The organism is Terribacillus halophilus (assembly GCF_900101385.1).
Lineage (GTDB): Bacteria > Bacillota > Bacilli > Bacillales > Amphibacillaceae > Terribacillus > Terribacillus halophilus.
The window spans coordinates 236,869-255,020 of record NZ_FMZB01000002.1 but is presented as its reverse complement, the minus strand read 5'-3'; the positions used below and the strand labels follow the sequence as shown (position 1 = coordinate 255,020).

The 18,152-nt window shown below is 36.9% G+C and carries 19 protein-coding genes; 10 read left to right on the top strand and 9 right to left on the bottom strand.

Features of this window, described 5'->3' with window-relative positions:
• Nucleotides 1-7 precede the first annotated feature (7 nt).
• The 3 genes from BLQ53_RS04520 to BLQ53_RS04510 are packed head-to-tail and all read left to right on the top strand — an operon-like array spanning nt 8 to nt 2,893.
• Nucleotides 8-439, top strand: coding sequence for an EcoRII N-terminal effector-binding domain-containing protein (locus tag BLQ53_RS04520; protein ID WP_212733355.1), 432 nt, complete (start codon nt 8-10; stop codon nt 437-439).
• Nucleotides 436-2,049 (top strand): ATP-binding protein, encoded by a 1,614-nt coding sequence (locus BLQ53_RS04515; protein WP_093726095.1) that lies wholly within the window; start codon nt 436-438, stop codon nt 2,047-2,049. The genes BLQ53_RS04520 and BLQ53_RS04515 overlap by 4 nt, the downstream gene beginning before the upstream one ends.
• Nucleotides 2,036-2,893 carry an HNH endonuclease gene (locus BLQ53_RS04510; RefSeq protein ID WP_093726094.1) on the top strand — a complete coding sequence of 286 codons (858 nt, stop codon included), beginning with the start codon at nt 2,036-2,038 and terminating at the stop codon, nt 2,891-2,893. Before BLQ53_RS04515 ends, BLQ53_RS04510 begins: the two co-directional genes overlap by 14 nt.
• A 366-nt stretch (nt 2,894-3,259) precedes the next feature.
• Here the strand turns inward: BLQ53_RS04510 and BLQ53_RS04505 are convergent, their stop codons facing one another.
• The gene (locus BLQ53_RS04505) at nt 3,260-3,562 is read right to left on the bottom strand and encodes a hypothetical protein (RefSeq protein WP_093726093.1); all 303 of its coding nucleotides are present in this window, start codon (nt 3,560-3,562) and stop codon (nt 3,260-3,262) included.
• A 119-nt stretch (nt 3,563-3,681) separates the two neighbouring features.
• Between BLQ53_RS04505 and dcm the strand changes: the two genes are divergently transcribed.
• Nucleotides 3,682-4,689 (top strand): DNA (cytosine-5-)-methyltransferase, encoded by a 1,008-nt coding sequence (gene dcm, locus BLQ53_RS04500; RefSeq protein ID WP_093726092.1) that lies wholly within the window; start codon nt 3,682-3,684, stop codon nt 4,687-4,689.
• Between the two features lie 5 nt (nt 4,690-4,694).
• Here dcm and BLQ53_RS04495 read toward each other — a convergent pair whose 3' ends face one another.
• Together BLQ53_RS04495 and BLQ53_RS04490 are read right to left on the bottom strand one after the other, a co-directional pair.
• The gene (locus tag BLQ53_RS04495; protein WP_342005079.1) at nt 4,695-5,051 is read right to left on the bottom strand and encodes a very short patch repair endonuclease; all 357 of its coding nucleotides are present in this window, start codon (nt 5,049-5,051) and stop codon (nt 4,695-4,697) included.
• A 232-nt stretch (nt 5,052-5,283) separates the two neighbouring features.
• Nucleotides 5,284-5,874: a TetR/AcrR family transcriptional regulator gene (locus BLQ53_RS04490; protein WP_244499247.1), complete on the bottom strand. Its 591-nt coding sequence runs from the start codon at nt 5,872-5,874 to the stop codon at nt 5,284-5,286.
• A gap of 217 nt (nt 5,875-6,091) precedes the next feature.
• Between BLQ53_RS04490 and BLQ53_RS04485 the strand changes: the two genes are divergently transcribed.
• A complete protein-coding gene (locus BLQ53_RS04485; RefSeq protein WP_093726090.1) occupies nt 6,092-7,198 on the top strand; it encodes an NAD(P)-dependent alcohol dehydrogenase in 1,107 nt (368 codons plus the stop codon).
• A gap of 390 nt (nt 7,199-7,588) precedes the next feature.
• On the opposite strand, the gene BLQ53_RS04480 is transcribed toward BLQ53_RS04485, so the two are convergent.
• The 6 genes from BLQ53_RS04480 to BLQ53_RS04450 all read right to left on the bottom strand — a co-directional run bounded on the left by BLQ53_RS04480 (nt 7,589) and on the right by BLQ53_RS04450 (nt 13,084).
• Nucleotides 7,589-8,101 (bottom strand): hypothetical protein, encoded by a 513-nt coding sequence (locus tag BLQ53_RS04480; protein ID WP_093726089.1) that lies wholly within the window; start codon nt 8,099-8,101, stop codon nt 7,589-7,591.
• A gap of 206 nt (nt 8,102-8,307) precedes the next feature.
• Nucleotides 8,308-8,634, bottom strand: coding sequence for an Imm8 family immunity protein (locus BLQ53_RS04475; RefSeq protein WP_093726088.1), 327 nt, complete (start codon nt 8,632-8,634; stop codon nt 8,308-8,310).
• 171 nt (nt 8,635-8,805) lie between these two features.
• On the bottom strand, nt 8,806-9,222 hold the full coding sequence (locus BLQ53_RS04470; protein ID WP_093726087.1) for a contact-dependent growth inhibition system immunity protein: 417 nt from the start codon (nt 9,220-9,222) through the stop codon (nt 8,806-8,808).
• 717 nt (nt 9,223-9,939) lie between these two features.
• Nucleotides 9,940-10,431, bottom strand: coding sequence for an immunity protein YezG family protein (locus tag BLQ53_RS04460; RefSeq protein WP_093726086.1), 492 nt, complete (start codon nt 10,429-10,431; stop codon nt 9,940-9,942).
• Nucleotides 10,432-12,141, bottom strand: coding sequence for a T7SS effector LXG polymorphic toxin (locus tag BLQ53_RS04455; protein ID WP_139180841.1), 1,710 nt, complete (start codon nt 12,139-12,141; stop codon nt 10,432-10,434).
• A 691-nt stretch (nt 12,142-12,832) separates the two neighbouring features.
• The gene (locus BLQ53_RS04450; RefSeq protein WP_093726084.1) at nt 12,833-13,084 is read right to left on the bottom strand and encodes a DUF3923 family protein; all 252 of its coding nucleotides are present in this window, start codon (nt 13,082-13,084) and stop codon (nt 12,833-12,835) included.
• Between the two features lie 217 nt (nt 13,085-13,301).
• Between BLQ53_RS04450 and BLQ53_RS04445 the strand changes: the two genes are divergently transcribed.
• The 5 genes from BLQ53_RS04445 to BLQ53_RS04425 all read left to right on the top strand — a co-directional run bounded on the left by BLQ53_RS04445 (nt 13,302) and on the right by BLQ53_RS04425 (nt 17,932).
• Entirely contained in the window at nt 13,302-13,673 is a 372-nt protein-coding gene (locus BLQ53_RS04445; protein WP_093726083.1) for a DUF956 family protein, read from the top strand.
• Between the two features lie 388 nt (nt 13,674-14,061).
• Nucleotides 14,062-15,030, top strand: coding sequence for a mannose/fructose/sorbose PTS transporter subunit IIA (locus BLQ53_RS04440; RefSeq protein ID WP_093726082.1), 969 nt, complete (start codon nt 14,062-14,064; stop codon nt 15,028-15,030).
• A gap of 35 nt (nt 15,031-15,065) precedes the next feature.
• Entirely contained in the window at nt 15,066-15,872 is an 807-nt protein-coding gene (locus tag BLQ53_RS04435; RefSeq protein WP_093726081.1) for a PTS mannose/fructose/sorbose transporter subunit IIC, read from the top strand.
• Between the two features lie 18 nt (nt 15,873-15,890).
• The gene (locus BLQ53_RS04430; protein ID WP_093726080.1) at nt 15,891-16,802 is read left to right on the top strand and encodes a PTS system mannose/fructose/sorbose family transporter subunit IID; all 912 of its coding nucleotides are present in this window, start codon (nt 15,891-15,893) and stop codon (nt 16,800-16,802) included.
• A gap of 113 nt (nt 16,803-16,915) precedes the next feature.
• Nucleotides 16,916-17,932, top strand: coding sequence for an oxidoreductase (locus BLQ53_RS04425; RefSeq protein ID WP_093726079.1), 1,017 nt, complete (start codon nt 16,916-16,918; stop codon nt 17,930-17,932).
• Nucleotides 17,933-18,152 lie beyond the last annotated feature (220 nt).

Here is an 18,152-nt window from a genome sequence, read left to right as displayed (position 1 = left end):
AGAGATTTTGAGTTACAAGCAACTAGAAAATGCAATGTCAATTAGTAAAGTTCTTAGTGCGAATGATACAGGTGAAACTGGCGGACACCAAGCCGGAATGCTAATCCCTAAGACTGGTGGTGTACTTTCATTCTTCCCTTTACTTGAAAAGGATGAAAAAAATCCTAGAGCTAGTCTAAAATTTATAGATAGTTCAAATGATGAGTGGAAATTTATGTTTATCTACTATAACAATAAATTTTTTAATGGTACTAGAAATGAATTTAGATTAACTGGGATGACAAAATTTATCAGACAGAATAACCTAAAAGCTGGAGACAAGATTATATTATCATGTGAAAGAGATGGAACAAGAACAATCAAACACGAGCGTGCCAAAACAGAGGAAACAAAAAATGTTCTTAAGTTAGGAAGCTCTTGGAAGGTGGTTAAAATATGACAGTAATAAACAAAAAAGTAGTACCTCCTCATGCAATAAGAACTATTGAGGGACTTAGAGATACTGGATATGAATTTAATACTGCTATGGCAGATATAATCGATAATTCAATTGCAGCCAATGCTTCGAAAATTAATGTGACGATTGAAATGGATTTTATGGGAGATATCAACATATTCATTGCTGACAATGGTATCGGCATGAACGAGCAGGGCATCGAAGCAGCCATGACTTATGGTTCGCCTAAGAGAGAAAATCAGAAGAGTTTAGGCAAGTTTGGCTTGGGTTTAAAAACTGCTTCTACTGCATTTTGTCGTTCTCTAACAGTAACAACAAGAGACAGTGGAGATTCTCAAATCTATAAAGCTCGATGGGATCTTGACCACGTGGCTGAAGCTGATGATTGGGAATTGCTACTACTGGATCCCATTAAACAAGAAATAGATATGTTAGATGATATATCTAATAATGGTTCAGGTACAATCGTGACGTGGGAAAAGGTAGACAGATTACTTAAAGATTATCAAGATCCTAGTGGGACCTATGCTCGTAGAGCTTTAGAGAAAATCGTTGATAACCTAAAGGAACATGTAGCTATGGTTTACCAGCGATTCTTAGATCCTAGATTTGTAGAAGCACCTGATGTAAATATAAAAATTAATAATGAGTTAATTGAACCATGGGACCCCTTCTGCACTGATGAAACAAATACTGAGGTGGTAGCTGAGGAGTTGCAAGAAGTAGAATTTGAAGATGGAACGCAAACAGAATTTTCTATAAAAGCATATGTGTTACCAAGAAAAGAAGAATTCTCTTCAGATGAAATGAGAAAAAATGCAAAATTATCTAATGACTTACAAGGGTTTTATATATATAGAGAGAATCGTCTTATTCACTATGGAAATTGGTTGGGTATGTACACCAATGAGCCTCATGGTACGTTATTAAGGGTTGAATTTTCTTTTGAATATTTAATGGATGAAGCATTTAATGTAGATATTAAGAAATCTAATATATCTTTAAGTACCGAATTATACAATTGGTTAAGAGAACAATTCCTACCTGCTCCAAGAAGAGCAGCCAATGAGCGATACCGTAAAGGCCAAAAGAAAAGCGTACAGAAGGCATCAAAAGGAGCACATGATACATCTAATAAGGGTATCGGAAATCGAGAAAAAGATTTGAAAATGTCAGATCTTGAAGTGAATGAAGATACGAATGATGTACAAGTGACAAATAAAAAGGGGAAAGTGCGTATAAAATTACCAATACTGAAACCTGCCAAAGCCGGTGAGTTATATGTATCTCCTGTTGATTCAATAGAAGATGGATTATTGTGGGAACCTGCATTGATAGATACCAAACATGCGGTTACAATAAACACGAATCATTCATACTATCGTAAGGTATATATACCAAATTTAAATTCTAGTGTAATTGTTCAAGGTATGGATTCGCTGCTTTGGGCATTAAGTGAGGCAGAATTAGGTACTATTAGTGAAGATACTAAGCATCATTTAAAGGAGCTCAGATATGAAGTTTCCAGAATTCTGAGAAGACTTGTTGAGGATCTCCCTGAGCCGGAATTAGATAATCATGAAGAATATTAATTTAAGTTACATTACAGCGAGATTATCAAATGATTATGGAATAAGTTTAAAAGGTGAAATATCAACGGATAGAATTGAGATTAGACCTGTTGAATTAGATTATGGTATTGGTTTTCACATACGAATAAAACAAGACTGGAGAAACCTTACTGCAGAATTTATCCCGGACAATTTTTCTCTAAAACTGATTGAAGCCATGAGTATTGCAGATACTGATAAAAAAGAAATGTTCAAACTTTTATTACAGAAGTGGTCTAGCACAACTAACAAGGTATATATGGAGATAAACGGTTCGGAGGTTGATTCTTTTGATGCTGATGCTAACATTAGAGAGTGGAAACACTGCTATATAAAATTGTCGAAGATATTGCATATCCCTGATGATAATCTGGATGGTGTAAAATTACAGAATGATATCTTTGAAATAGCTAGTAGTTTACTAGGAATGTTATTGACTCTTTTACCATTGGAAGAGAGAAGTACTGATGAAGCATCAGAAGGACTTCCTGAGGGTGCGCTTACAAGGATTGAAGTTAACAGATATGAGAGAAGTTCGTATAATAGACAAGTATGTTTATTACTACATGGCCATGTTTGTAAGGCTTGCGGTTTTAATTTTGAAGAAAGATATGGACAGATAGGAAAAGGATTTATTCATGTACATCACGTTGTACCGGTTTCTAATTTAGGAGAAAATTACAAGGTTAATCCTGCAACAGACCTGATTCCACTTTGCCCAAATTGTCATGCTATGGTTCATAAAAGAAACCCACCTTATACAGTGCAAGAACTGAAAAGTTTTATTAAGTCTAATTTAGCTGTTACTACAACTGAGGAGATGTAAAAAAATTAAGGATCATTTTCTTACTAGGTCTCTGTTCAATATATTACATTCAGGTAGTTGTATGTATTATCCTAGATTTATTGTATTATCTGTATCAATGATAAAAAGAGATAATCTTTTTAAGATTTTTGATACTGTTGAAAACAAACAGATTTGGATTCTAAGTAGTGAGATTCCATCATTGAAAGACGAATCTTTAAAAAAGTTATTTCAATATATTTCTGTTTATATATCTTAAGATAAGATAGAAGTTGTGTGTAGCTTATGGTAGTATGGAGTAGAAGACCTATTTGATTAAAAAGTTGCCTTCTTTGCATCTAATAGTGTTTTCAATAAAAAATACTCACATTTCTGTGAGTATTTTTTTCAATCTAAATTTATTAATTCTGATAAAAATTTCACTTCAAAACAATAAGCCTTTGATAATTGGACAATTAATTTATTGTTAAAATCATCTTTTATTTCAGAATTGACTATTAACAAATCAACTAACTCAAGCGATGAATTACTAAGATCTAAAAGTTCGTTACTGTCCTGTGGACTTTCAAAATAAACTCTTAAAATATTAAATTTATCTTCAAAATGTTTAATGCTCTTTTTGAGTGTCGCAACCGCATCATTAATCTCTTCTTTTGGAGATAATCTATAATAGACAATGGCGTTAGCCAAAAATATTCACCTCAAAGAAAAAATGGTAAAAGTAGTTCTGCTATTATAGCACAATCATAACAAATCGTATAGGAACTTTGTTATAATCATCATAGGCAACAAGTTTGGAGGTGGAATGTATGCTATACAATTTTATTGACTTGTTTGCAGGTATAGGTGGTATAAGAACAGCTTTTGAACCCTATGGAAACTGTGTCTTTAGCTGTGAATGGGATGTTAAAGCGCAAGAAACATATGAAGCTAATTTCGGGGAAAGGCCTGTGGGAGATATTAGGGGTGTCAATGAAAGGGAAGTTCCTGACCATGATATACTTCTCGCTGGTTTTCCCTGCCAACCATTTTCGATAGCTGGAGTGAGTAAGAAAAAGAGCCTAGGTCGAGAGCACGGTTTTCTTGATGAGACTCAAGGTACTCTTTTTTTTGATATAGCAAGAATAATTAAAGCGAAGCAGCCTCAAGCTTTCTTATTAGAAAATGTTAAAAATTTGCGAAGTCACGATAAAGGCAAAACATTTAATGTGATTAAAAAGGTACTTGAAGAAGAATTAGGTTATACAATTTATACAGAGGTAATTAATGCAAAAGGCTTGGTACCCCAGAATAGAGAACGTATATATATTGTGGGATTTAAAAAACCTCTTAAGTTTGATTTTCCGGAAGTCCCTAGTAAGGGACCAGCTTTAAGTACTATTTTAGAAGATGAAGTAGATGATAAATACACTTTGTCTGACAAATTATGGAGTTATTTGCAAGCATATAAAGAAAAACATGCCAAAAAGGGGAACGGCTTTGGATTTGGTCTGGCTGATGTAAGTTCGTACAGTAGAACATTAAGTGCCAGGTATTATAAAGATGGTAGTGAAATCCTGATTCCTCAAGGACCCAATAAAAATCCTAGGAGATTAACTCCACGTGAATGTGCTCGTTTACAAGGATTTCCTGATGAATTCAAGATTGTTGTAAGTAATACGGCAGCATATAAACAATTTGGTAATAGTGTAGCAGTACCAGTGGTTCGCTTAATAGCTGATAAGATGATCCAAGCCATTGAAAGAAATTATGTTATTAGAGATTCTGATTATTCACTAACCCTGTCAGATGAAAAAGAAGTAAGTTATAGTGTTTAAAATTACTATAAAGATTTATTATACAAGCAGACTCCTTCCCTTAGAGGAAGAGATTCTGTTTTTTTTTGCTCCACTAGGTCTAGTATTCTGTTAGTTACGTTATATAGATCTTCATTTATATCATGTTCCCAGATTCTAAGTATGCTCCAACCTTCTTTTAAATAGAAATTGGTCACTTCTTTATCTCGTTGAATATTTCTGTTTAGTTTATTTTCCCAAAAAACTGAGTTGCTTTTAGGGCGATTACCGTGTATTGGACAACTATGCCAAAAACAACTATCTATAAATACAACAACCTTATATTTCTTGATTGCTATATCCGGCTTGCCAAAGAGGTCTTTTACATTCTTTCGAAATCGCAAGCCTTTGTTCCAAAGTTCCTTTGTTACTCGATTTTCTAGTTTTGATTGGGATTGATTGCTCTCATATTTTTACTTCGCTGCTCTTTATTGTGTACATCAGACATTTAAATCCTCCTCATTAGATATAATATATTTCACCTTCAAGACGTGAATATATCTATATCAATATTTATTACCCGAAAAATAGGGAGTAGATAACAAGATAGGAATTTTTATTCTTCAATAATTATTATTACCTATTAGCTTCTTTCATTAATGCTGAATGATAATGCAACAAATTAATAATTCTCCTTGCCATCTCGGAAGGCGTTGCATCATACTCAGCCCTAATCCACTCTAATATCCAGCCATATATACCGTAAGCTCTATAATGAGTGAAATAATCTGCATTAATCTCAGATGCCTTATCGCCTATAAAGGAGAATTTATTCTGAAACATATCCTTCAGCACCTCTAACAAAGCTTCACGGATTCCTGGTATAGGATCTTGAATAACAAGCAAGTCATAGTAATGGCTGTTATCCTTCATATACTGAAAAACATCTGTTTCATTCGGGTTCATCTTTGTTAAATCAAGGATAGGATTATCACGAACTGGTTTGCAGAATTCATAACAGAAACGGTCCATTTCCAGTTCGATCATTTCTTTGGCCAATTGCTCTTTGCTGTCATAATGGACGTAAAAGGTGGTGCGGTTGTAATTGGCTTCATCTACAATATCTTTTACTTTAACTTTGGCATAGCCTCTCTCTAAAACTAGTTGTTGAAACGTTGCTATTAGCGTGGCTTTTGTTCGCTCAATTCTTCGGTCTGTTTTCGGCATGATTTTCCCTCGCTAAATACTTTCTCTATGATATATGATTTTAGACACTTTAATTTTTTTGTTGAAAAACTATACAGTACTATCCTCATAGTTGAAAACCCATACATTTTCAATTTTTCAGTGATTGAAACGCTGCTTTCTGATTCTTTATACTTAGGTTAATTATATTATAAACCTCTTTAATATAATTGAAAAATGTATAACTGGGGGAATTAGGATGGAAATCCAAGCAATGTTAACTACTGAAGAAAGCGATTTTAACAAGCGGACACTGCAGTTGGATGAGCCAAAAGCTGATGAGGTGTTGGTACGAATTGTTGCTTCGGGTGTTTGTCATACAGATGCAACTGTACTGGATGGCTCGCTGCCAGTACCATATCCGGCTGTACTAGGACATGAAGGTTCAGGGATTGTAGAAAGAGTAGGCAGCAATGTTACTACTGTTGAACCAGGGGATCATGTCGTACTTGGATTTAGCTATTGCGGTCATTGTGATAACTGCCTGGAAGGTAATGCAGGCGGCTGTGAAAACATGATGGAGCTTAACTTCGCAGGTAAAAACAAATATGGTGTATCACCAATTCATAAAGAGGAACAAGAGGTATCACAGTTCTTTGGCCAATCTTCTTTCGCTACGTACAGCACAGTAGATGAGAAGAACGTGGTGAAAATCGATAAAGAGGCAGATCTTCGTCTATTGGGACCACTTGGCTGCGGACTTATGACAGGCAGTGGTACTGTCTTAAATTCCCTTGCTCCAGAAGCTGGTACAAGCTTTGTCGTATTCGGTACAGGAGCTGTAGGTCTATCTGGTATGATGGCTGCGAAAATCGCTGGCTGCTACCCAATCATCGCTGTAGATATCCATGACAGCCGTTTGGAATTAGCAAAAGAGCTTGGCGCAACACATACAATCAACAGCAAAAACGAAGATGCTGCGGAGAAAATCAAAGAAATCACTGGCAAAGGTGCGCATTATTCTTTGGAAACAACAGGTGTTCCAGAAGTAACACTAGCCGCAATCCGCTGCTTACGTGTCAAAGGTGAATGTGCGACAGTTGCCGTGGGTAAACGTGACCTGACAATCAACGTTACCAATGAAATCATGACAAAAGCTGTAACACTGAAAGGTGTTGTAGAAGGCGATGCTGTACCGCAATTGATCATTCCAAAACTAGTGAAGTTCTACCAAAACGGTCAGTTCCCATTCGATAAATTGGTGAAATTCTATGAAATGGATGATATCCAGCAAGCATTCGAGGATTCAGCGAATGGGTCTACTATCAAACCAATTTTAATTATTGATAAAGAATACCAAGCTTAATTAACTTAAACTATTCCAATAAGAATGCTCAGCGGCTATGTCGCTGAGCATTTTTTATTTTAGTGCCTTTCAGGATAACTCCTTTACTATATTTATGGCCATTAGTGGATCAAACCTCTAGCTCTTCCCATAATTCACGGATAGTTATTTCTGCTAATCCAATAACTTTCATTCTTATAGTAAAATTGAAACTCTTCACCCATTGCTACTCTTTTTTTGAATTCATCAAAATGCATATTATATCTCCTGGATTTGTTCTTGTACTAGCAATAACAGTGGGCTTATTAGTGGTCCTTCATCTAACTAAGTACTTATCTTATCACTACGTATCAAAAATTAATAAGAGTCATTATAAAAATATACCTTCAAAAAGCGATACTGTTAATATAGTTAAACAAAAATCCAATTCTGAGAATCAATGTTATCAGTTTTCATAGCCCAGTAATCCTTGAGTACTAAACCTTCTTTATTCTCATCGTTGATTTTTTCCAACTTAATAAATCCAGCAATGGAGTCGTGAGCTATAAGATATAGAAACTCATCTTCTAGAGTTAACTTAATTGCTGCGTCGCAAGTTGTATCCCAATGATGGTCACTGTTATGCCAAGTTGAGTTATCTCGGATGATGCTGATACTGTTTATTACCTTGTTTATCTTTTTAATGATGTAATCATCGTCTATAGTTTCTATCTTTTGTATAACAAAGCGTGGGTAGTCATCATCATCGCTAGCTGTGATAGTTTTATTGCTAATCAATAATTTTTGAGTTTCGGTTTCTAATGCAACATTTAGAGCAAAATCTCCACAGTCTTCAATAAAGAGATTTATTAGTGTTGCTCCTTTTAATTCATTTAATAAAATTATTTGTTCCTCATTTAACGTACATTTTATTTCAAAATGCATACAATATCTTCCTAATCCCTCAGAGTTTTTTGATTATAATGTGATGTAAGTAGGATTACTATTAACACCTAATTAACATAAATTTAAAAAACCTTATTCTTTATATGTGTCTATTATTCGGGGTATAGTGTAATGATTCCTATCAAATAATATATGTGTAGTTCATATGGATATTATTTGATATAAACAAGGTATACTTTTTCTGTTTAATCGTGCAGTTTAAAATATCTTGCTAGGTTATTCAGATATATATCATAATCCTCGTCTTTACATTTATTCATAATATTCTCTAGATATAATTGCATGTTTCTAATATTAAAATCTTTCATTAGAAGATAGCCATGTCCTATTTCTATATCAACTTTATCCAACACCTTACTTAATCTTTTTGGGCTTATAACACTAAAGGTAAGCATATCTGACGCTGCTGGTATATCCTGTTCTCCTACGTCAATTTCAAAAGAAACGATAAAATCGTCCGCGTCCTCACCCCAATCTTCAATATCTTTAACTATAGATTTGATCTCTAACATATTGTGTTCCGCCTCGCATGGTTTCTCGTATGACCTTGGTTTGGATGTTCAATATGAAGTGGATTATTTATAATTTAGAGTGCGAAAGAATTACTTCATTAATATCTAATATGAAAAGAAAATAATATTGTGGAACATCATCAAGCAATCAAATAGGGGATGATACACAGCTTATCCTGTTTTGCTTATCTTTGTCTGAAAAGCCTGCAATAATCGAGAGAATTCTTCCTTATCATCTGTACTATTCCAATCCAATTCATCAAGCTTTAAAGAAATATCGGCAATCATTTTTTTAACATCTTCAAGCAAATTATTATATTGATTTAGGTCAATTGAGAATAGAGCTTCCATTAATTGACCATCATACATTTCTCCTGCTAGTGGCTCTTTATACAAATGCTCAACAGCTATTTCAACTGCTACCTCTACTAAAAAACCCTGGTTTAACATTCTAATAATATCTAATACAGCAATATCATCATATTGTTTGTTATAAAACTCGATGTACCACATACCTAGTCTATCTTCAGAATTTAAGTCTGGAGAGGGTAAATTATAAAGTTTGCCCATTGTCTTATTGGTATTCATTTATTAATTCATCTCTTTTATATTATTAATAGAAGGCAGTGATTTCATCATTCTGACTCGTATAGACTCTCCAACTTATTAGCAATCAACATTTTTTCTGGCTTTAGAGATAGCTAACTGAAACTTAGTATAAGTTTATCAATGCACCCTTAAAAGTTGATCTAGTATTTCTGTTCGGAGGGAGAGAGTGTTGAACTAATTATCAAAAAAATGCTATTACAGCAAACTACGGTAAACTTTGGGTTATAAGCGTTCTACGAAGATGCAGTGGGTTTTCGGTTTTGATGAAGGCAAGGGTGGTTTTTCTTGTGTTAAAAAGATTGCTCAACAATGCCATTGAGCAATCTTTTTTAGGAATGGATGAAGAATACATTTGATCGGGCAATAGTCATATATATCCATTTGGCATTTATCCTTAGAAAAAAACATCGAAACTGACATTTTCAAAATTCAAATATGCATTGCAAATATTAGAACTTTTAGTAATAAACAACCCAAATCCCGATATATTATTACAATCATTTTCAAATATTTGAATTTGAGTTTCTGTATCTGTATCGTCATTAGCAATAATTATGTTTACATCCTGAGGCGATTGCTTCTTCGTGAGTTTTAATTTACTTATCACTTTCATTATATATATTGTCTTTATTATATTCTATATCGATTACGTCAAAGAGCCTATAAACTATAATTCATCTTTACTGTTTCAATATTTTATTTAGACGATGATTCTCTATTATTCTTTAGATACTCTTCAATTATTTTTAAATCTCTTTTACTATTCTCATTCGGTTTAATACCCAATCTTTCATATTCCCAAATTACTTGTTGCTCATAGCTGTCTACATTTTGCAAACTGTTATAACTGTAATCAATATTTAGCTTTCCATTTGAAGATAATTCAAGTGTTAGATTGGTCCAGGGTTCTTGATTTTGAATTTTAAATTCACGCCATAGTTCTCTAAAATAATGATATAACTGTTGTAATTGCTCATCAACTTCATCTTCATCAACATTGTCTATATCTTCAATATCTAGACTAAAAACCGGTTTATTTTTATTGAGTGCGTAGTAATAAAAGTAAGTCCTGTTACTCCATTCAGTAACTTCTGAATACAATATTATTTTATCCCAATCCTCAGGAATAATAGTGTTTAATTGTTGGCCGATACTTTGGTAGATTTCTTCCATTCTTTTTGTATTCACCTATTTCCCTCCATAAACATTTTCTAATATTTCAACGAATTTCCTGTCATCTATTCTGTATTTTATTTCAAATCTACTTGGTCGTTCAATATTACCTTCAAATATAGGCTTGATATCCACAGTAACCTTCTGATCATTTTTTAAAGCGTTGGCCCATGAGTATTCGAGCTTTTTGTAGGCACTTACATTAACGTTACCATTCATTGCTACTATATTGTCAATTAGTGGAGAGCCATTGAATTGAGTACCTATTAAATGACCACCATGGTCCCCCTTAGTACTTGGGGCATGTATTCTATCTTCATTTCCAGCTGCTAACTGATGCTTAGAGTTACGAGTACCTTTTTCTAATTTTAACTCTCCCTTTGCCCTAACTATTCTACCAAGTTCATCTGTTTGATACTGATAGCCGTTCGACTCATACTTTACGTTCGGTTTTAATTTAAGTTCATCTAAGAAATGACTTCCGTCTTTGATAACGCTACTAGTATTCTTTTTGGGAGCTCCATCATAATTATCTGGTTTATCTGCTTTCTTTGTTTTCGCATCCGGCAGTCCCTTACTCTCAGCAAGATCATCAATGTATTTCTTGGTAGAGCTAAGAAAAGGACTTCCTACCTTATCAAGCACTTTTGCTGGTTTAACGAACAGAAATACTCCGGCCCAGGCTCTTTCTTCGAGGGTGGCATCAGGTCCAAATAATGTAATAGCGTCTCCGAAGAAAAAATCAACTGTGCCTTTTACGGCACCAGCAAACATATTTTTTCCTTCTTCTTGCTTATACTCCTTCAAAGCCTCCCGATCCTCCGGAATACTGGAAACAAATTCAAAGGCCATTTTTGATACAGCTGAGTGAGAGTTTGGATCAGTGTAGGCTCTGATGATTCGGCCATCTTCTAAAGTAAAGTACTCGCCATCCCATTCAAATCGGTCATCTTGAACGGTTTTGCTGTCTTCGATTTGATCTTGCAGAGCTTTGTACTCTTGTTCCGTGAGGGGAATTGGTTTGTCGCTTGTTAACGCTTGTCTGCCTTCAGCTTGTAATTTGAAGTCTTTATAGAAATTCTGCTTCGTCAGCTGTTCCGAGCTGTAACTATCGACAGTAATATTATTCTTATCAATTACATCCTTTATCTTAGCTAAATAAGTCTTCATCTGCTCAATATCCTGTTGGGGTTTATCAAGCTTCTTAGCAGCATTGGCGTCCATGTCATACATATTCGACAGTGTTTCTGATAGTTTCTCTTTTCCCTTGTTGATGGAATTGATGAAAGGCTCACTATCTATAGAAGGTATATTCACAATGTCTTTGACATATAAAAGCTGTTGGTTAATGTCGATTGATGTTGAGGTTAAACTTGTGGAAGCTTTCACCAGCCTGTTCTTTAGTTCATCTACTAAAAATTCTTCCCGAATAAATCCATGCTCGTCCGATTCGAAGGAAAGAACTTCTTCATTAACAGACGATAGTGTCTCTTCATATTGTATCAAAAAGCTGTTCATGAACTCGAGGAAAGGCTTGTGTGTTTCTTCAAAAAAGGAGCGGATGGAATCGGCGGTATTGCCTTCAAATCCATCGTGAAGTGCCGTAACGCCATTGAGGGCTTGTTTGACTTGTTCGACGCTTTCCTTTGTTTGTTTGATAAATTTCTTTGTGCTTTTAATCTGCTGATGGATGTCCTGTACATCTAAATTTTTAATTGTCTTCACCACCTGATATATCCGTTAGCTGTTCATTACTTGTAATTATAATAAAGGAAAATTTTGGTGAAAGGGGGAATGGCAAAAATACTTCTTTTTTACCAGCTCTAAATAGTCGTTTTTTGGAAAAACGCTACAGAAGCCTTAGGAACTATAAGAGGGTTATATATGTAGTGATAAAGCTGAAAGGAATAGTCAACCTGGAGAGACTGCTTATCATTACTTACTGTAGGAAATATGAGGGTATAACGAATAGATCCAATCGCAGAAGTTAAACAAAAGCATATCTGAGATGAATCGCGTTAACCGTTCCGCCTGACAGTAGCTTAGCTCAAACTGATATTATTCTCCTTCTCTTGATATGAATTATAGCAGTGGTACGGAATATGTCCGGGTAATGGAGATCTTACACCAGAAGATGGTCAGCTTTACACGCAATTATGAAGGGAAAGCAGGAGAAACGGTAAAAGGTTATGCAGCTTACAGCAGCCTTGGAAACAGTCATGAATGAAGGGTCAGCTTTAATTGATGTGCCAGAAGCGCAAACAAAGCCGGGGTGATTTCACTAATCCAATCGGAAGCCCTGGTAAAGTTTACTCAAAAAAAATGTTATGATTTGCGTTTCAAATAAAATCATAATCAGAGGATAAATTACCCACTAAGAAATATGGATTTTTATAAGTCTCCTTAAATTATATAATCACTGTCGGTTTGCTAATTGTTTCTTTTGGTTATTTGCAATGACAAGATTAATTATCATCCAAATGATTTGAATTGCTAATGGGATAAGAAAGGCTAGAAGCAGTACGAAAAAGCTAATCATTTTCACTGTGTATGTTTGTTCCACTCCAGCTGCATCTACACTTCTCATCCAAACAAAAATCGAACTTGCTATGAAAGCGATGAACAAAATAACATTAACGGTCCACCAAGCCATCCATGATATTTTCATAAAGTTCCTCCACTTATTGGTTTATTTTACCATACCACTATGCGTATCATGAAACAATGTGCAAAAATAAATGATAACATCCCTATAGGTTAAATGATTTCAATCGCAGGCTGAAGGGATTTTTCCAATGAACACTTTTGTACCAAGTACTTTTTTGCATAAAGTGGTTATACGTGTATAATAATTTTTAAGAAAAGCAAGAAATGGGGGAGATCAAATGGTACAGTCAATCAATACAAAAGTCGATTTGGTAATTGATGCGACCTCACATGTAGGGATGGCGGCGTATGGCAAGATCATGATTGGGAATAAAGGGTTTGAATTCTTCAATAATCGTGATGCACGCAAGTTCATTCAGATTCCGTGGGAAGAAGTAGATCTAGTAATTGCTTCCGTCATGTTCAAAGGGAAATGGATTCCGCGTTATGCGATCCAAACGAAGCGGAATGGGACATATTCATTTTCTTCTAAAGATCCAAAAAGAGTTTTCCGGGCAATTCGTGAATACGTCGATCCGAATCACTTGGTAAAATCATTAGGAGTCTTTGATGTAGTCAAACGCGGTTTAAGGAGTAAAACAAGCAAGTAATACAAAACAAGACAGGCTGGAATATGTCTTTTAAGGACAGGTTACAGAATTGCATTTTTTTCTTGAAAGGGAAAAATTGCTGTGCTACAATACTTTTGAAAGTTCACTAAAGCGATTTTAAGCGCTCATTTTTTTAGCTCATAAATAAAGCGCTTGCAAAATATAATTAAATAGTCTTTGCAATTATTTTTTTACGTGTTACTGATTCGATCAGGCATGAGTGAAAAAGTATTGATTAAAACGAAGTATAAGGGTACATCTATACCTATGCTTTCATTTAATCTACTTTTCGCTCATGCCTTTATTTTTTGTCGAAAATGTAACCGCTTTAGTGAAGCTGAACATGTTCAGTAAAGCTTTCACAGTAAAACTAATAGGAGGTAAAAAGATGGTAGGAATTGTTATTGCCACTCACGGTGAATTTGCCACTGGTATCTTGCAATCCGGGACGATGATCTTTGGTGAACAAGAGAATGTAAGAGCTGTTACATTAATGCCGAGCGAAGGACCTGCAGACGTAAAGTTAAAAATGGAAAAAGCAATCGCCTCTTTCGACAACGAAGATGAAGTATTATTCTTAGTCGATCTTTGGGGCGGAACGCCTTTCAACCAAGCCAACAGCTTGTTGGAAGACCACAAGGACAAATGGGCAATTGTTGCTGGCTTGAATTTGGCCATGCTGATCGAAACTTTTGCATCGCGCTTTGCCATGAACACAGCGCATGAAATTGCTGCGCATATTCTAGGCACAGCTAAAGAAGCAGTTAAAGTGAAGCCGGAAGAATTGGAACCAGCAGCTCCTGCTGCAGCTGCTAACGGGCCATCCAATACTGGCGCCCCGGGTACATTTGAATACGTATTGGCACGTATCGATACGCGTTTGCTTCACGGTCAAGTAGCGACTGCTTGGACAAAGAATACAAGACCTACACGTATCATCGTTGTATCGGATGAAGTAGCCAAGGATGACCTTCGTAAGAAACTGATTCAGCAGGCTGCTCCATCAGGCGTAAAGGCCCACGTTGTTCCTGTCCATAAAATGATCGAACTTGCAAAAGATGATCAGCATTTTGGCGGTCAGCGCGCGCTGCTTCTCTTCGAAAACCCGCAAGATGCACTCAGAGCGGTGGAAGGCGGGGTACCACTAAAGACGATCAACGTTGGTTCGATGGCACATTCACCTGGTAAAGTGCAGCCGAATAAGGTACTTGCCTTCAGCCAGGATGATATCGATACGTTCGCTAAGCTGAAAGAACATGGTCTCAATTTCGATGTCCGCAAAGTGCCGGGCGATTCAAAAGGCAATATGGAAGACATTTTGAGAAGAGCGCAAGCAGAGTTAAATAAACAGAGATAATCCTGACTATCAGATAAAAAGGAGGATTAATAATCATGGATTTGACGATGATTCAAATCATATTAGTTGTTATCGTGGCATTTTTAGCCGGTGTCGAAGGAATCCTGGATGAATTCCACTTCCATCAGCCAATCATTGCCTGTACGTTGATCGGTTTGGTTACGGGAGAACTGGTGCCTTGTCTTATCTTGGGCGGAACCTTGCAGTTAATCGCTTTGGGATGGGCAAATATCGGTGCGGCTGTAGCACCGGATGCGGCATTGGCGTCCGTGGCATCTGCAATCATTTTAGTTTTAGGCGGTCAAGGTGAAGAAGGTGTTACTTCTGCAATCGCAATTGCAGTGCCGCTCGCAGTTGCAGGTCTGCTTTTGACAATCATTGTCCGTACGCTTGCAACAGGGATCGTGCACTTAATGGATGCTGCAGCTAGAGAAGGGAACTTCAGAAGAGTGGACATGTGGCATATTATCGCGATCATCATGCAAGGTCTGCGTATTGCCATTCCAGCTGCATTGATTGTAGCGATTGGCGCAGCACCGGTTAGAGATTTGCTGCAAGCGATGCCAGCTTGGCTGACAGACGGTTTGGCAGTCGGCGGGGGAATGGTAGTAGCCGTAGGTTATGCGATGGTTATCAACATGATGGCGACAAGAGAAGTATGGCCATTCTTCGCAATTGGTTTTGTATTAGCTACAATCCCGTCCATCACACTTCTAGGTCTTGGCGGTATCGGCGTAGCGCTTGCACTTATTTATCTGGCTCTTACGAAACAAGGCGGTTCTGGTAATGGCGGAAACGGAAACACTGGTGATCCGTTAGGCAAAATCATCGACGACTATTAAAAAGGAGGAGGAGAAAAAATGGCAGAACAATTGAAGTTATCCAAAAAAGATCGCGTTGCTATTTGGTGGCGTTCCACTTTCATTCAAGGCTCCTGGAACTATGAGCGTATGCAAAACGGCGGCTGGGCATTTTCCATGATTCCCGCAATCAAAAGATTATATAAAACAAAAGAAGACCGTGCTGCAGCATTGCAGCGTCACTTGGAATTTTTCAATACACACCCATATGTTGCTTCCCCGATCATCGGGGTAACGCTGGCACTCGAAGAAGAACGTGCCAATGGAGCGCCTGTTGACGACAAGGCCATTCAAGGGGTTAAAGTCGGAATGATGGGACCATTGGCAGGTATCGGGGATCCAACCTTCTGGTTCACAGTGAAACCGATCCTTGGTGCATTGGCTGCATCTCTTGCTTTGACTGGTAACATTCTCGGCCCAATTCTTTACTTCGTTTTATGGAACCTCATTCGTATGGGATTCACATGGTATACACAGGAGCTTGGTTACAAAGCTGGTTCCAAAATTACCGAAGACTTATCTGGCGGACTGCTGCAGGATATCACCAAGGGCGCCTCGATACTCGGGATGTTCATATTAGGATCACTGGTAAATAGGTGGGTATCCGTCGCATTCGCGCCAACTGTATCGGAAGTGCAGCTCGACGAAGGTGCTTATATCGACTGGGATGAATTGCCTGCTGGATCGGAAGGAATAAAAACGGCGCTGGAACAGCAAGCCGCCGGCCGATCATTAAGCGACACGAGTGTAACGACTTTACAAGATAACTTGGATAGCTTGATTCCAGGTTTGGCGGGACTATTGATCACACTGCTTTGCATGTGGCTGCTTCGGAAGAAAGTTTCTCCGATTGTGATGATCCTAGGATTGTTCGTGATCGGTATTGTCTTCCACTCCATCGGTTTGATGTAATAAGTAATTCGATAAACACTTGAGAAGTACCTCCTGGTATGATGAACTTATCAACGAGGAGGTACTTTTTCTTAAGGTACTTCGAATCAAAAAGATTATCTTAGGGGGCTGCTATGCTTACTATCGGTTATATCGGAAATGGGAAAAGCACGAACAGATATCATCTGCCATTTGTTTTGCAAAGAGAGAATATCACAGTGAAAACAATTTATCGAAGAAACCCTGATCGTGATAATTGGGATAAGATTGCAGGAGTGAATTATACTTCTGATTTAGATGAATTATTGAACGACAATGACATTCAGCTCATCGTTATTTGCACAAAACATGACAGCCATTATGAGTACGCAAAAAAAGTATTGGAACATAATAAACATTGTCTGGTGGAAAAGCCATTTATGGAAACCTCGGAACAAGCAAAAGAAATATTTGCATTGGCAAAAGAAAAAGGCTTACTTGTGCAAGCGTATCAAAATCGGCGCTTTGACAGTGATTTCTTAACTGTGCAAAAGGTCATCGAAGAAGGCAAACTAGGAGACTTGCTTGAAGTGGAAATGCATTATGATTATTATCGTCCCGAAGTACCCGAATCTGCTACTTCCTTTGATCCGGCGGAGTCCTATTTATACGGCCACGGCTGCCATACCTTGGATCAAGTCATCAGTTATTTCGGCAAGCCCGATCATGTCCATTATGATGTGAGGCAATTATTAGGACAAGGAAGAATGAACGATTATTTTGATCTGGATTTATATTACGGCAGATTGAAAGTATCGGTGAAATCCAGTTACTTCAGGCTGAAAGAAAGACCAAGCTTTGTTGTTTATGGCAATAAGGGAAGCTTTGTGAAACAAACGAAAGATCGCCAGGAAGAACATTTAAAGCTATTTTATATGCCGGATAAACAGGATTTTGGTGTCGATACACTAGACCATTATGGTGTACTGACCTATATCGATGAAGACGGCACAGTACACGAAGAAAAAGTGAAATCCGTGGATGGGGATTATGGAAGAGTATACGATGACGTATATGAAGCCATTGTTAATGGTAAAGAGAAAACCATTACGGATGAGCAGACAGTGCTGCAGATGGAAATGCTGGAGACTGGGGTTAAGAACTTGAAGTAATTGATGATGCACTCGCATGTACGAAAGAAACTGGAGTCAGCAAACGCCGGCTCCAGTTATATATTTAGGAATCTAATTTTTCGTTTCTGGCTATCTGCTATGCAGAAAACTGTAACGGAAATACATACTGTTTTTATCTGGGTTTACAGGTCATTCTACTGGTCCACACCTTCATGTGAATTCGGCAAAGGGGGAAGTGCAGAACGACTCCATTTAAAAG

What these genes read in the sequence shown, in the direction of transcription:
- BLQ53_RS04515 (WP_093726095.1), top strand. Translation starts at nt 436, where the DNA reads ATGACAGTAATAAACAAAAAAGTAGTACCTCCTCATGCAATAAGAACT.
- BLQ53_RS04510 (WP_093726094.1), top strand. Translation starts at nt 2,036, where the DNA reads ATGAAGAATATTAATTTAAGTTACATTACAGCGAGATTATCAAATGAT.
- dcm (WP_093726092.1), top strand. Translation starts at nt 3,682, where the DNA reads ATGCTATACAATTTTATTGACTTGTTTGCAGGTATAGGTGGTATAAGA.
- BLQ53_RS04490 (WP_244499247.1), bottom strand. Translation starts at nt 5,874, where the DNA reads ATGCCGAAAACAGACCGAAGAATTGAGCGAACAAAAGCCACGCTAATA.
- BLQ53_RS04485 (WP_093726090.1), top strand. Translation starts at nt 6,092, where the DNA reads ATGGAAATCCAAGCAATGTTAACTACTGAAGAAAGCGATTTTAACAAG.
- BLQ53_RS04480 (WP_093726089.1), bottom strand. Translation starts at nt 8,101, where the DNA reads ATGCATTTTGAAATAAAATGTACGTTAAATGAGGAACAAATAATTTTA.
- BLQ53_RS04475 (WP_093726088.1), bottom strand. Translation starts at nt 8,634, where the DNA reads ATGTTAGAGATCAAATCTATAGTTAAAGATATTGAAGATTGGGGTGAG.
- BLQ53_RS04470 (WP_093726087.1), bottom strand. Translation starts at nt 9,222, where the DNA reads ATGAATACCAATAAGACAATGGGCAAACTTTATAATTTACCCTCTCCA.
- BLQ53_RS04450 (WP_093726084.1), bottom strand. Translation starts at nt 13,084, where the DNA reads ATGAAAATATCATGGATGGCTTGGTGGACCGTTAATGTTATTTTGTTC.
- BLQ53_RS04445 (WP_093726083.1), top strand. Translation starts at nt 13,302, where the DNA reads ATGGTACAGTCAATCAATACAAAAGTCGATTTGGTAATTGATGCGACC.
- BLQ53_RS04440 (WP_093726082.1), top strand. Translation starts at nt 14,062, where the DNA reads ATGGTAGGAATTGTTATTGCCACTCACGGTGAATTTGCCACTGGTATC.
- BLQ53_RS04435 (WP_093726081.1), top strand. Translation starts at nt 15,066, where the DNA reads ATGGATTTGACGATGATTCAAATCATATTAGTTGTTATCGTGGCATTT.
- BLQ53_RS04430 (WP_093726080.1), top strand. Translation starts at nt 15,891, where the DNA reads ATGGCAGAACAATTGAAGTTATCCAAAAAAGATCGCGTTGCTATTTGG.
- BLQ53_RS04425 (WP_093726079.1), top strand. Translation starts at nt 16,916, where the DNA reads ATGCTTACTATCGGTTATATCGGAAATGGGAAAAGCACGAACAGATAT.